This is a genomic window from Streptomyces sp. NBC_00019 (genome assembly GCF_045041015.1).
Classification (GTDB): Bacteria; Actinomycetota; Actinomycetes; order Streptomycetales; family Streptomycetaceae; genus Streptomyces.
Genome location: NZ_CP108302.1, coordinates 9,381,057 through 9,394,203, shown reverse-complemented (window position 1 = coordinate 9,394,203; position 13,147 = coordinate 9,381,057). Strand labels below are relative to the sequence as shown.

The 13,147-nt window shown below is 72.0% G+C and carries 10 protein-coding genes; 9 read left to right on the top strand and 1 reads right to left on the bottom strand.

The window, feature by feature from the left end; all coding sequences use genetic code 11:
- The first annotated feature begins 184 nt into the window (after positions 1 to 184).
- From OHU89_RS43570 to OHU89_RS43530, 9 genes are all read left to right on the top strand, one after another.
- The gene (locus OHU89_RS43570) at positions 185 to 1,180 is read left to right on the top strand and encodes a FecCD family ABC transporter permease (RefSeq protein ID WP_405650924.1); all 996 of its coding nucleotides are present in this window, start codon (positions 185 to 187) and stop codon (positions 1,178 to 1,180) included.
- A 17-nt stretch (positions 1,181 to 1,197) separates the two neighbouring features.
- Positions 1,198 to 2,190, top strand: coding sequence for a FecCD family ABC transporter permease (locus OHU89_RS43565; protein WP_405650922.1), 993 nt, complete (start codon positions 1,198 to 1,200; stop codon positions 2,188 to 2,190).
- A 128-nt stretch (positions 2,191 to 2,318) separates the two neighbouring features.
- Positions 2,319 to 3,134 carry an ABC transporter ATP-binding protein gene (locus OHU89_RS43560; protein WP_405654914.1) on the top strand — a complete coding sequence of 272 codons (816 nt, stop codon included), beginning with the start codon at positions 2,319 to 2,321 and terminating at the stop codon, positions 3,132 to 3,134.
- 31 nt (positions 3,135 to 3,165) lie between these two features.
- Positions 3,166 to 4,182 (top strand): ABC transporter substrate-binding protein, encoded by a 1,017-nt coding sequence (locus OHU89_RS43555; protein ID WP_405650919.1) that lies wholly within the window; start codon positions 3,166 to 3,168, stop codon positions 4,180 to 4,182.
- An 86-nt stretch (positions 4,183 to 4,268) separates the two neighbouring features.
- On the top strand, positions 4,269 to 5,444 hold the full coding sequence (locus tag OHU89_RS43550) for an acetyl-CoA carboxylase biotin carboxylase subunit family protein (protein ID WP_405650917.1): 1,176 nt from the start codon (positions 4,269 to 4,271) through the stop codon (positions 5,442 to 5,444).
- Entirely contained in the window at positions 5,441 to 7,126 is a 1,686-nt protein-coding gene (locus OHU89_RS43545; protein ID WP_405650915.1) for an IucA/IucC family protein, read from the top strand. Before OHU89_RS43550 ends, OHU89_RS43545 begins: the two co-directional genes overlap by 4 nt.
- Complete coding sequence (locus OHU89_RS43540; RefSeq protein ID WP_405650912.1) at positions 7,123 to 8,313, top strand: MFS transporter; 1,191 nt, start codon at positions 7,123 to 7,125, stop codon at positions 8,311 to 8,313. Before OHU89_RS43545 ends, OHU89_RS43540 begins: the two co-directional genes overlap by 4 nt.
- Positions 8,313 to 10,013, top strand: a complete 1,701-nt coding sequence (locus OHU89_RS43535) for an IucA/IucC family protein (RefSeq protein WP_405650910.1) — start codon at positions 8,313 to 8,315, stop codon at positions 10,011 to 10,013. Before OHU89_RS43540 ends, OHU89_RS43535 begins: the two co-directional genes overlap by 1 nt.
- The gene (locus OHU89_RS43530; protein ID WP_405650907.1) at positions 10,010 to 11,212 is read left to right on the top strand and encodes a type III PLP-dependent enzyme; all 1,203 of its coding nucleotides are present in this window, start codon (positions 10,010 to 10,012) and stop codon (positions 11,210 to 11,212) included. The genes OHU89_RS43535 and OHU89_RS43530 overlap by 4 nt, the downstream gene beginning before the upstream one ends.
- Here the strand turns inward: OHU89_RS43530 and OHU89_RS43525 are convergent.
- Complete coding sequence (locus OHU89_RS43525; RefSeq protein WP_405654911.1) at positions 11,209 to 12,669, bottom strand: aldehyde dehydrogenase family protein; 1,461 nt, start codon at positions 12,667 to 12,669, stop codon at positions 11,209 to 11,211. The two genes, OHU89_RS43530 and OHU89_RS43525, sit on opposite strands and share 4 nt — an antisense overlap.
- Positions 12,670 to 13,147 lie beyond the last annotated feature (478 nt).

Here is a 13,147-nt window from a genome sequence, read left to right as displayed (position 1 = left end):
CGACGTGCTCCAGGTGCGGGGGTTTCAGGAGAGGATCAGTAGGCAAGCCTTACCTTACCTTGATCAAGGGAGCCGCACGTCAAGCCACCTCAAAGGAATCACACAGTCAGTTGAAAACTAAAGCAAGCCTCACCTAAGCTCACGCCTCGTGACTGCGACCCATCGGGGCGCACCCCCCACAGGTGTGTCCTTTCGTGCCTACAGGCACATACCGCTCTTCCTGACCGGCCTCGCGGCCCTGACCCTCTGCACCGCCCTGAGCCTCGCCCTCGGCGCCCGCTCGGTGCCCCTGTCCACCGTGACCGACGCGCTGTTCGGCAACGCCCACGGGCGCGACGCCCTCGTCGTGACCGGGCTACGGCTCCCCCGCACCGTCATCGGCCTCGCGGTCGGTGCCGCGCTCGGCGCCGCCGGAGCCGTCGCGCAGGGCATCACCCGCAACCCGCTCGCCTCCCCCACGACCCTCGGCATCAACGCGGGCGCGGGCTTCGCGGTCGTCGTCGCCATCTACGCGCTGAAGCTCAACGACCCCGTCGAGTACGTGTGGTTCGCGTTCGCCGGAGCCGCGGCCGCCGCGGTCTTCGCACAGGCGCTGGCCCGCCGCGCCGGTGACATCGATCCCGTACGGCTCGCCCTCGGCGGCACCGTGCTCCAACTCGTGCTGCTGTCCTGGACGTCCGCGGTGATGCTGCTGAACCAGCGCACGCTCGACGAGGCCCGCTTCTGGCTCGCCGGCTCCCTGTCCGGACGCACCCTCGACACCCTGTGGCCGGTCCTGCCGACCCTGCTGCTCGGCATCGTCATCGCGCTGGCCGTCTCCCCCGCCCTCAACGCCCTTGCCCTGGGCGACGATTCGGCGCAGGCCCTCGGCGTCCCGGTGGCCCGGATCCGGCTGGCCGGCGGCATCGCGGTCGTCCTGCTCGCCGGATCGGCGGTCGCGGTGGCCGGACCGATCGCCTTCATCGGGCTCGCCGCGCCCCATCTCGTACGTCCGCTGCTCGGCGGCGACCACCGGCTGCTGGTGCCCGGCTGTCTGATCGCCGGTCCGCTGCTGCTGCTCGCGGCCGATGTGCTCGGCCGGATGGTGATCCGCCCCTCGGAGCTGGAGGTCGGCATCGTGACCGCGTTCCTGGGCGCGCCCCTGCTGGCGCTGCTGGCCCGGAAGGTGGTGACCCGGTGAACCGGTCCAGGACTCGTGTGCGCGTTCTCGTCTTCGCCGCCTCCGGTCTCGTCGCGCTGTTCGTGCTGCTCACCGTCTCCCTGACGACCGGTGAGATGCGGATCCCCGCCGCCACCGCGCTGCGTGCCCTGGTCGGGCTCGGTGACGCGGGGGACGTCCTCGTGGTGCAGCAGTTCCGGGCACCCCGGTCCATCGCGGCCATCGTCGGCGGCGCCGGGCTCGGCGTGGCGGGCTGTGTGCTGCAACGGCTGTTCCGCAACCCCCTGGCCTCCCCGGACGTCATGGGCGTGACCGGCGGGGCCTCGCTCGGCGCGGTCGCGCTGATCGCCGCCGGGGCCTCCCAGACGCTGGTCCCGCTCGGAGCACTCGGCGGAGGCCTCCTCTCGGCACTGCTGCTGGGCGTGTTCGCCTGGGGATCCGGGCTCGCCGTCACCCGCCTGGTGCTCACCGGGCTCGCCGTCCAGGCGGGGCTCGCCGCCGCCGTGAACCTGATGATCGTGCGTTTCCCGGCCGAACTGGCCGGATCGGCGCTGCAGTGGACCACGGGTTCGGTGTACGGGCGGACGTGGACGGAGGTGTGGGGAGCGGGCGGCGCCATGGTGCTCGCGCTCGCCGCCGCCTTCGTACTGCATCGCCGGCTGGCCGTGCTCGACCTCGGGGACGACTCCGCGGGCGCCCTCGGCCTCAACACCTCCACGGCACGCCTCCAACTGCTCGTCCTCGCGGTCGTGCTGGCCTCGCTCGCCGCCGCGCTCGCCGGTCCGGTGACGTTCGTGGCGCTCGCGGTACCGCACATCGTGCGGTTCGTCACCGGGCCGCCCACCGCCGTCTCGCTCGCGCTGGCCGGACTCACCGGGGCGGCGCTGCTGCTCGCCTCCGACCTGGTGGTGCAGCACCTGCTGCCGATCGAGGGGCTGCCGGTGGGCGCGGTCACCGCCACGCTCGGCGCGCCCTGGCTGCTGGTGCTGATGTTCCGGCAGAGCTCGCCCGTGAAGAGGAGCCACGCATGACCGGCGCACGGAGCACGGGCCGGGAGCCGCTCAGGACCGACGTGCAGAAGACGGGCCAGCAGCCGCCCGAGACCGACGTGCAGAAGACGGCCCAGGACCCGCTCAAGACCGCCGCACAGGAGCCGCGCATGACCACCGCCAACCAGCTCTCGACACAGCGCCTCGACCTCCGGTACGGCGACCGGCTGGTCGTCGGCGGCCTCGACCTCACCCTCCCCGGCGGAGCCGTCACCGCGATCGTCGGCCCCAACGCCTGCGGCAAGTCCACGTTGCTGCGCGGACTGAGCCGGCTGCTGGCCCCGGCCGCCGGCACCGTCACCCTCGACGGCTCCGACATCCACCGCATGTCGGCGAAGTCCCTGGCGCTGCGCATGGGCCTGCTGCCGCAGCAGCCGGTCACGCCCGAGGCGATCACCGTCGAGGCGCTCGTACGGCTGGGCCGCTATCCGCACCAGCGGCTGCTGAGCCCTTGGTCGGCCGCCGATCAGAAGGCGGTGGACGAGGCCCTGGAGCGCACCGGGACCGCGTCCCTGCGCGACCAGCCGGTGGACCAGCTCTCCGGCGGCCAGCGGCAACGCGCCTGGATCGCCCTGGCGTTGGCCCAGGACACCGAGCTGCTGCTGCTCGACGAGCCCACGACCTTCCTCGATCTGCGGCACCAGCTCGACGTACTCGACCTGGTGGCCGCCCTGCACGCCGAGGCGGGCCGCACCGTGGTGATGGTGCTGCACGACCTCGGACAGGCCGCCCGTTACGCGGACCACATGGTGGTTCTCAAGGACGGCCGGCTCGCCGCCGTCGGAGCCCCGGCGGACGTCCTCGACGCGGAGCTGGTGAAGTCCGTGTTCGACGTGGACTGCCGGGTCATCCCCGACCCGGAGACCGGCACCCCGCTGGTGGTCCCGAGAAGCAGCGCGGTGCGGCGCTCCGCCGCCACCGCCTGATCAGCATCTACCAAGAAGGAACCGACCCCCCATGTCCCACCGCTCCGCCATGCCCGGAATCCGCCGGATTCTGACCTCTCTGCTGGCCGTGACACTCGGTACCGCCGTTCTGGTCGCGTGCGGCTCGGAGTCCGAGGACTCCACCTCCGCGAAGCCCGCCGCCGATTCGGGCGGCGCCTTCCCGCGCACCCTCAAGACCGCCATGGGCGACGTCAAGATCCCCTCCCAGCCGAAGCGGGTCGTCGTGCTCGACACCGGTGAGCTGGACGACGTGACGCTGCTCGGCATCGACCCGGTCGGCGCGGTCGCCCCGCACTTCAAGACGGAGGGCGGCTTCCCGACGTACCTGAAGGGCGAGTTGAAGAACACCGCCGACGTCGGCCCGCTCCTGGAGCCCAACCTGGAGAAGATCGCGTCGCTCAAGCCCGATCTGATCCTGTCCTCCAAGATCCGCCACGAGAAGGTCTACGACAAGCTCGGCGCCATCGCCCCGACCGTCTTCACCGAGACCACCGGCGGTGTCTGGAAGGAGAACCTGAAGATCCACGCCGAGGCGCTGGGTCTGGAGAAGGAGGCCGCGGCCAAGCTGAAGGAGTACGAGACGCAGGCCAAGGCGCTGGGTGAGGCCATCAGGAAGAAGGACGGCGGCACCATGCCGACCGCGTCCGTGGTCCGCTTCATCGCCGGTCCGACCCGTCTGTACCAGTCCAACTCCTACAGCGGTGTGGTCCTGAACGACATCGGCTTCAAGCGGCCGTCCTCGCAGGTCTCGAACGACCCCGAGGTCACCATGAAGGACGTCAGCCCGGAGCAGATCGACCAGGCCGACGCCGACCTGGTCTTCGTCACCTCCGCGGACGTGGACGACAAGACGCAGAAGAAGCAGGTCACTTCGAACCCGGTGTGGAAGTCCCTGCCCGCCGTGAAGGGCGGCAAGGTCTTCGAGGTCCCGGACGAGACGTGGATGTCCGGCATCGGTGTCCAGGCCGCCGAGCAGATGCTCGCGGACGTGGCCAAGGCCACCGGTGTGCCGCTTCCCGCCAAGTAACTCCCGCTGAATCGGGGCGGGCCGCAGCCATGGCCCAGGCCCGCCCCTTCAACCCCCCACCCGCTAGCGGAAGTTCTCCTCCACCCATGCGTCTGTACCTGCTCGCCCTCAACCCGACCGACTCCGTCACCGAGGGCTTTCTGCCCGCGGCCGCCCGCCTGGGCCTGGACGTCACCGTCCTCACCGACCAGCCCGACGCCCACCGCACGACGTACCCGGACATCGAGATCCTTGAGTGCGACGTCCGCGACTTCCGGGCCGTCGTCACCCGCATCTCCACCCACCACCGCCCCGACGCGGTCTTCACCAACAGTGACCATCTCCAGACGCAAGCCGCCCTGGCCGCCGCCTTCTTCGGGCTCCCCGGCAAGGACTGGCGGGCCACCCTGCGCTGCAAGGACAAGGCCGAGATGCGCCGCCGCCTCGCCGACACGGGGGTGGACACGGTCTGGTCGACCGAGCTCACCGGACCGACCGCCCTGCCGGACGCCCCGTACCCCTGTGTCGTCAAGCCGCGCGAGGGCGTGGCCAGCGAGGACGTCGTCCTCGTCGACAACGCCGAGGACGTGGTGACGCGCTCCAAGGAGATCTTCGACCGGCGCCCCGGCACCGTCCTGGTCGTCGAGGAGTACCTCCCCGGCGAGCTCTACACCCTGGAGACGCTGGGCGACGGGCAGACCCGGCACGTCCTGGGCGGCTTCCACACCGAGCTGTCGCCGCCGCCGTACTTCATCGAGGAACGCCTCACCTTCGTGCCGGGCCACCCCGGGCCGGTCGTCGAGCAGGTCCTCGCCCAACTGGACGCGCTGGGCGTCGGGTTCGGCGCCTGTCACACCGAGTTCGTGGTGCACGAGGGCCGGGCGAGGATCATCGAGGTCAACTACCGCGCCATCGGCGACCAGTGCGACCTGCTGCTGGCCCGGCTGCTGGAGATCCCGCTCTTCGAGCACATCCTCCGCGCCCACCTGGGTGAGCCGCTCCCCGCGGACCTGGGCGCCCGCCGCGACGGCGCCGCCCGCCTGGACTACCCCTGCGCCGAGCGCCCCGGCACCCTCACCGACGCCCCCGCGGCGACGGAACTCACCGTCGACGGCGTCCACTTGACGTACCGTCCGCTGCGCGCGGCGGGCGAGCGGCACGAGCTGTACGGCACCAACCGCGACTACCTCGGCGTCCTGCGCGCCACGGGCACCGACCAGCCCACGGTGGACCGGGTGACGACCGACTTCCTGGCCGGGCTGCGCTGGGAGATCCAGCCGTGACGGCCGTGCCGACCGCGACGACCGCGACGACCGACACCTGCGAGGAGGAACTCGTCACGCGCGTGCTCAGCGCCCTGCTCCGCGAGGACGTGGTGGGGCTGCGCACCGGCAGCACGCTCGTGCACCGGCCGGACGGCCCCTGGCTGCGCCTGCCGACCGAGGGCGACGCGCTGCTCCTGCCCGTCGCCGAGGACGGCTTCCAGTGCGAGTACGCCGCCCGGCTGCCCCTGCTCGTCCGTGAGTCGGACGGCGCCGAGTTCACCTCGTACGACACCGTCCTCGCCGCACTGCGCGCACTCGCCGACCCCGTGGACCGAGGCGGCTACGACGCCTTCGCCGAGGAGTGCCGGCAGACCCTGGCCACCCTGCGACTGCACACGGCCACCCGGGCCGAGGTCGAGGCGAGGCTCGGCGGCGACTCGGCACGGTGGCCCTCGCTGGCGTACGACACACTCGCCGCCCGGCTCGACCATCCGGTCTATCCGACCGCGCGCGGCCGCTCCGGCCTCAGCGAGCTGCAACTGCAGGCCTACGCACCGGAGTTCCACCCCCGATTCGCGCTGCGCTGGATCGGCCTGCGCCGGGAGTCCGTCACCCTGACCGGCACGCTCCCCGACTTCTGGCCCACACCCCGCCGGCTCGGTCTCGCCGGGGTGGAGGGCACGCATGTGGTCCTGCCGGTGCATCCGTTGACGGTCGACGCCCTGCGGGACGCCGGGCTCCCGGACGGGGCGGTGTTCGCCGACCGGGCCCACCTGGAGGTCGTACCGACGCTGTCGATGCGCACGGTGGCCGTGAACCCGTCGGTGCATCTCAAACTCCCGCTGGCCACGGCGACGTTGGGTCTGCGCAACAAGCGGACCGTCAAGCCCGGCACGCTCGTGGACGGCGCTGCGGGACAGCGGCTGCTGGAGGCCGTGATCGCCCGGGAGCCCCGGTTCCACGGCACGATCCTGCACGCCGACGAGGCGACGTACGCCCATGCCGGGCACGAGCTGCTGGCCGTCCTGTGCCGGCGTTTTCCGGCCGATCTGGACGGCGCCGACGTCGTACCGCTGGCCGCTCTGCTCGCCGGGGCCCCGGACGGGCGGTTGGTCGTCGACCACCTGGCCGACCGCTTCTACGGCGGCGACCCGCTGGCCCTGCTGGACGCCTTCCTGACCCTGTTGTTCGACTGGCAGACCACACTGTTCGGGTACGGCATCGCGCTGGAGTCGCATCAGCAGAACATCTCGCTGGTCCTGCGGCCCGGCAGTCTGCGGCTGCTGTTCAAGGACAACGACGGGCCCCGCGTCAACGCGAAGCGGCTCGGCGCGGTGCTTCCCGGCCCATGGGGCTTCGACGACGCACGGACCTATGTCTCCGGAGACGGACCGGTCGCCGACCTGTTCACCACCATCACGGTCCATCTGTGCGCGGGCGCCTACGCGTTCGGCCTCCCCCGGCACCGGCGGGCGCTGCTCGATCTCGTACGCGACCGGCTGGCCGAAGCCGTGGACCGGCTCGGCGGGGACGCGGCCGCCGTCCTGCGCGCGCACGTCCTGGACGCGCCGCGGCTGCCGGTGAAGGCGATGGTCACGGCCGGCTCGCTGCTGTCCAAGGAGCGGTCCGGCGCGGCCGACATCAACAAGCACTACACGACCGGACCCAACTACCTGCTGCGACAAGGGGGTTCGGTATGAGCGCCGGGGCCCTGCGGATCCCGCGGTCCGCCTCCGGGCGCGGTCAGGTGCACGCGGTGGCCGCCTGCTATTTCGTGGCGTCCTTCGCGGCCCTGGGCCTGCCGCCGTACCTCACCGAGATCCTGCCGGGGCTGGGCGATCGCGACGCCCGCTGGGCGGGGGTGCTCTATGTCGTCCCGACCGTGTTCGGGGGCATCGCGGCCCCGATGTGGGGGCGGCTCGCCGACCGCTACGGCCGCAAACGGCTGCTGCTGCGCGCCCAGTTGGGGCTCGCGGTGGCCTTCCTGCTCGCCGGGTGGGCCGACTCACTGGCCACCTTCACGGTCGCGCTCGTCCTCCAGGGGATCCTGGGCGGCACCTTCGCCGCCTCCAACGGATATCTGGGCGCGGCCCTGGAGGGCCCGGCCCTGTCCAAGGCGCTCACCCTGATGCAGGGCAGCGCCCGAGCGGCCCTGGTCTTCGCACCGATCGTGGTCGGCGCGCTGTCCGGCTGGCTGTCCCCGCACCGCCAGTACGCGCTCCTCGCCGTACTCCCCCTCACGGCCGCGCTGCTGCTGGCGGCCCTGCCCGAACCGGAGCCGGTCGCCCGCACCACGAGCGAGAGCGCCACCGCGGATCACACACCCCCGGTGATGTCGCTCAAGGCTCTCTACGCACTCGAGTTCGCCTTCGTCTTCTCCACCGTCATCTCCTTCCCCTATCTCATCGCCCTGGTCGACGACCGGCTCCCGGGCACCTCGCCGACCCTGTCCGGAGTGCTCTTCGCCCTTCCCCACCTCTGCTACCTGGTGGCGGCGCTGGCCGTGCACACCAGGTTCCACGGCCGTCCCAGGACCGGGATCGTGCTCGGCTTCGTCCTCATCGCCTTCGGTCTCGCCGGACACGGCGTCGTCGACTCGCTGCCCGCGCTGATCGCCGCACGGCTGCTGCTCGGTGCGGGCCTCACGCTCGGCCTGGTGTGTCTGCAGGTGCTCGCGGCGGACTGCGCCAAGGGCCGCGCGCCCGGTGGGCTGTTCGGCTCGCTGGAGTTCTTCTCCAAGGCCGGCGCGGTCGCCGCCGGTCTCGCCGCGGCCGCCGGCAGCGTCCGCTTCGGCCCCGCCGCCCCCGTACTGACCGGTGCCGCCGCTGCCGCCGTCACCGCCGTGGCGACCCTCCTCCCCTCCATGACCCCCCGCTGGAGCCGCTGATGCCCTCCCTCACCGATACGCCCACGCGCACCGGCCTGCCCACCGCCGACGACGTGGTGGCCCACACTCTCCTGAACTGTGTGCTGCGCGAGGTCTCCGGCCCCGAGCACCAGAGCGTCGTCACCGACGGCCGGCTCCTCCTGCGGCTGCCCCGCCGCGGTGTGCTGCTCCGTGTGACCCTGCGCCGCACCTCGCTGCTCGGCGCGCACCGGTTCACCGGTCCCGTGCAGGAACAGCGCGACGGCGACTGGGCGGAGCTGGACTGGCGCCGCCTCGCGGAGTACACGCACGACGAGCTGTCGCTGCGGACCGGGGTGCGCAACGAGGAGTTCCTGGAGCAGATCGCCTCCAGCCACGAGGCCGTGACGACAGCTCTCACCGCGACCGGCGCCGCGCAGGGCGGCGACCCCTACCTCGCCTCCGAGCAGTCCCTGTTCTTCGGCCACCGCTTCCATCCCACGCCCAAGGCCCGCACCGGCGACCCGCGCGCCTGGTCGGCGTACGCGCCGGAGGCGGGGGCCGCCTTCCCGCTGCGGCACCTCGCCGTACGGGAGCATCTGATCGCCGAGGAGGCCGCGGAGCCGTCGGCCACCGCCGCCCTGGACCGGCTGCGTGCCGACGTCCCGGCCGGATACCGTCTGCTCCCCGCCCACCCCTGGCAGTACGACACACTCCGCGAGCACCCGGCGCTGAGCGCGGCGCTCGCGAACGGCGATGTCCTCGACCTCGGTCCGGGCGGGCAGCCCTTCGCGGCGACGGCGTCCGTGCGCACGCTCTACGACGGAGAGACCTTCCTCAAGTTCAGCCTGAACGTGCGGATCACCAACTGCCTGCGCAAGAACAGCAGTTACGAGCTGTCCGGTGCCGTCGCCCTGACGCGTGTCCTGGCCCCGGCCCTGGCCGACCTCGCCGAGCGCTTCCCGGGCAGCGCGGTGCTCCGCGAGCCCGCCTACCGCACACTGGCCCTGCCAGGGCCCGACGGCAGTCCGGACCAGGCGCTGTTCGAGGGCTTCGGTGTGATCGTCCGCGAAGGCCTGCCCGAGAGGCTCGCGCCCGGCACCACCGCCCTGCTGGCCGCCGCCGTCGCCGACGAGTACCCGAGCAGCGGCGCCCACATCTCCCGTCTGCTCGACGGGGCCGACGCACAGGCGGCCCTCGACTGGTGGTCGGCGTACCTCGATCTGCTCGTCCCACCGGTCCTGGCCGCCTACTTCGACCACGGTCTGGTCCTCGAACCCCACCTCCAGAACGTCCTGGTGTGCGTGGACGGCGACGGCATGCCCGCCCAGGTGCTCTTCCGCGATCTGGAGGGCACCAAGCTCGTCCCCGAGCACCACGCCGACACCCTCGCGGCGCTGCCGCCCGAGGTCGCGGGCCCGATGACGTACGACGCGCAGCGCGGCTGGGACCGGGTCGTCTACTGCCTCCTGGTCAACCACATCGCGGAGCTGCTCGCCGCCCTGGCCGATCTGCACCCCGAGGCGGAGGCCGAGCTGTGGGGCCGCGTCCGCTCGGCGCTCCGGTCGTACGCCGACCGGCTCGGCTGCCCGCCCCGCCTCTCCGCCCTGCTCGCCGGCGTACCGCTGCCCGCGAAGGCGAACCTGCTGACCCGCTGGGAGCGCAAGGCCGACCGCGAGGCCGGTTACGTCCGTCTGCCGTCCCCGCTCGCCGAGGACATCCTGACCGGGAGCACCCGATGACCCCTGCCGTCCATGCCCGCGCCCTCGCCCTCACGTCGGCCGAACTGCCCGCGTACCTCTACGACTTGGCGGCTCTGCGCGCACACGCGGCTGCCGTACGGTCCGCTCTCCCCGAGCAGGTCGAGCTGTACTACGCCGCCAAGGCCAATCCGGAGCCGGAGATCCTCGCCGCGCTCGGTCCGTACGTGGACGGCTACGAGGTCTCCTCGGGCGGTGAACTCGCCCATGTGGCCAAAGCGGTGCCGGGGCGCCCGCTGGCTTTCGGCGGCCCCGGCAAGACGCCGGACGAGGTGACAGCGGCTCTGGAGCAGGGGGTCGAGCGCTTCCACGTCGAGAGCGTGTACGAGCTGCGGATGCTGGGCGAGCTGGCGCGGCGGGCGGGGCGGCGGGTCGCGGTGCTGGCGCGGGTCAACCTCGCCCTGTCCGACGGTTCGCTGGCGGGCAGTTCGCTGGCGATGGGCGGGCGTCCGACCCCGTTCGGCATGGACCCTGACCAGGCTCTGGAGGTGGTCCGCGCGCTCACGGACGGCACCTGTCCGTACCTCGAACTGCGGGGAGTCCACGCCCACTTGGCCAGCGGTCTCGAAGCCCCGGAACAGCTCGCGGTGGCCGAGGCGATCGTGGCCTGGGCCACCGGACTCGGGGTCCCGGTCGCGGAGGTCAACGTCGGTGGCGGTATGCACGTCGACTACGCGGACCCGGACCGGCGCTTCGACTGGGCCGCGTACGGCGAGGGACTGGCCCGACTCGCCGCGGCGCAACCGGAGTTGACGCTGCGCATCGAACCGGGGCGGGCGCTGACGGCGTACTGCGGCTGGTACGCCACGGAGGTGCTGGATGTGAAGCGCAGCCACGGTGAGGAGTTCGGTGTGGTCCGGGGCGGCACCCACCATCTGCGGACCCCGGCGACGAAGGGCCACGACCAGCCCTGCTCGATCCTGAAGGTGGACGACTGGCCGCACCCGTGGCCGCGACCGGCGGCGGAGGACGAACACGTCACGCTGGCGGGGCAGTTGTGCACACCGAAGGACGTCCTCGCCCGCCGGGTCCCCGCATCCGGGCTGCGGGCCGGTGACCGGGTGGTGTTCGCGTTGGCGGGTGCCTACGCCTGGAACATCTCCCACCACGACTTCCTGATGCACCCCCGGCCCGGCTTCCACTTCCTGGACGCCGGGCCGGAGGTCACCACGCGGCCCTAGAACGGGTAGTGCGCCTGCTGGGTGGCGATGGTCACCCAGCGGGTGTTGGAGAAGGCCTCGATGCCCCAGCGTCCGCCGAAGCGGCCGTATCCGGAGGCCTTGAAGCCACCGAAGGGGGCCTGCGGCTCGTCGGCCACCGACTGGTCGTTGATGTGCACGATGCCGGTACGGATGCCGCGGGCGACGGCCAGTCCGTGGGTGGCGTTCTCGGTGATGATGCCGCAGGTCAGACCGTTCTCCGTGTCGTTGGCGACGGCCACGGCGGTGTCGTCGTCGGAGAACGTCTCGACCACGCACACCGGCCCGAACGCCTCGGCGTGGTAGATCTCGGCGTCCTTCGGCACATCGGTGAGCACGGTCGCCGGGTGCACCGCTCCGTCGGGCTTCCCGCCGCCGGTGAGGACCTTCGCGCCCTTGGCGACGGCGTCCTCGACCAGAGCGGCCACGCGCTGCGCGGCGGAGGCGGCGACGAGCGGTCCGACCACGGTGTGCGGGTGGTTCGGGTCACCGGCCTGCAGCGAGGCCGTCTTGGCGGTGAACTTCCGGGTGAACTCCTCGGCCAGCGACTCGTGGACGAGGATCCGGTCGCCGGACATGCAGATCTGTCCGGCGTTCATGAACACGCTGAAGGTGACGGCGTCCACGGCGTAGTCGACGTCCGCGTCGTCGAGCACGATCACCGAGTTCTTGCCGCCCAACTCCAGTACGGCGGGCTTGAGATGACGGGCCGCGTGCTCGCCGATGATCCGGCCCACATTGGTGGAGCCGGTGAAGTTCACCGCACGGACGCGCGGGTCGGCGATCAGCGCCTCAGCGATCTCGGCCGCGTCCTCACGGGCGTTGGTGACGACGTTGAGCACCCCGTCCGGAAGCCCGGCCTCGCGCAGCACGTCGGCCACGAACAGGCCGCACGCGATCGGCGCGTCCTCGCTCGCCTTGACGACGACGGTGTTGCCTGCGGCCAGTGGCGCCGCGACCGCCCGTACACCGAGGATGACGGGCGCGTTCCACGGCGCGAACGCCGCGACGACGCCCACGGGTTCACGGACCGCGAGGCCCAGTGCGCCCTGCTCCTGGGCGGTGAGGACCTCGCCGCGCGGGGCCGTCACGGCGGCGGCGGCCTCGCGCAGCATGTTCGCGGCGAGGTAGACGTTGAAGTGCGCCCACGGCCGGGTTCCGCCTGCCTCGTGGGCCATCAGCTCGGCGACCTGGTCGCCCTTGCCGTCGAGGAGGTCGGCGGCCTTCAGCAGAATCGCCCGCCGGGCGAACGGGGCCAGCGCGGCCCATTCGGGGAACGCCGCGTCGGCCGCGTCCACGGCCCGCCGTACGTCCTCGGTGCCCGCGGCCGCGACGGTCGCATACACCTCGCCCGTGTAGGGGTTGACGTCCTCCGCCCTACGGCCGGAGGCGGCGGGCTCGTCCTTGCCGCCGATGAACAGTTCGCGGGTGATGGGCATGATGCGGACCTCTTTGTTCGCCACGTGAACCAAGATTCATTTCTAAGCGCATGCTCTGTTCACCCGGCAACAATGTCAAGGGCCGCCCGGCCGTGCTTGATTTCTGGTGGCCGGGCGGCCCTCGGTGTGGACGTGCGCGTGTCGATCAGTACTGGATGCCTGGCAGCAGCTGGGTGACGGGGGCGGCCAGGTCGGTCACCTGGGTCAGCTATTGGAGGTCGTTCAGCTTGTTCAGCTCCGCCAGCTGCGCGGAGGGCCGCGGAAGCGCGTCCTTGTACTCCGCGGGCAGGTCGCTCACGGTGAGCGAGTCGAGCGTGGCCATCAGGCTCAGCGGGGCGGCGCCCTTGTCCTCGGGAGCCGCGCTCGCCAGCGGGGCGGCGAGACCGGTGACGCCGACGGCGAGACCGGTGACGCCGACGGCGAGACCGACGACGGCGGCGATACGTCAAGTGGAGATCATGTTTTCAGCAACGCCGAC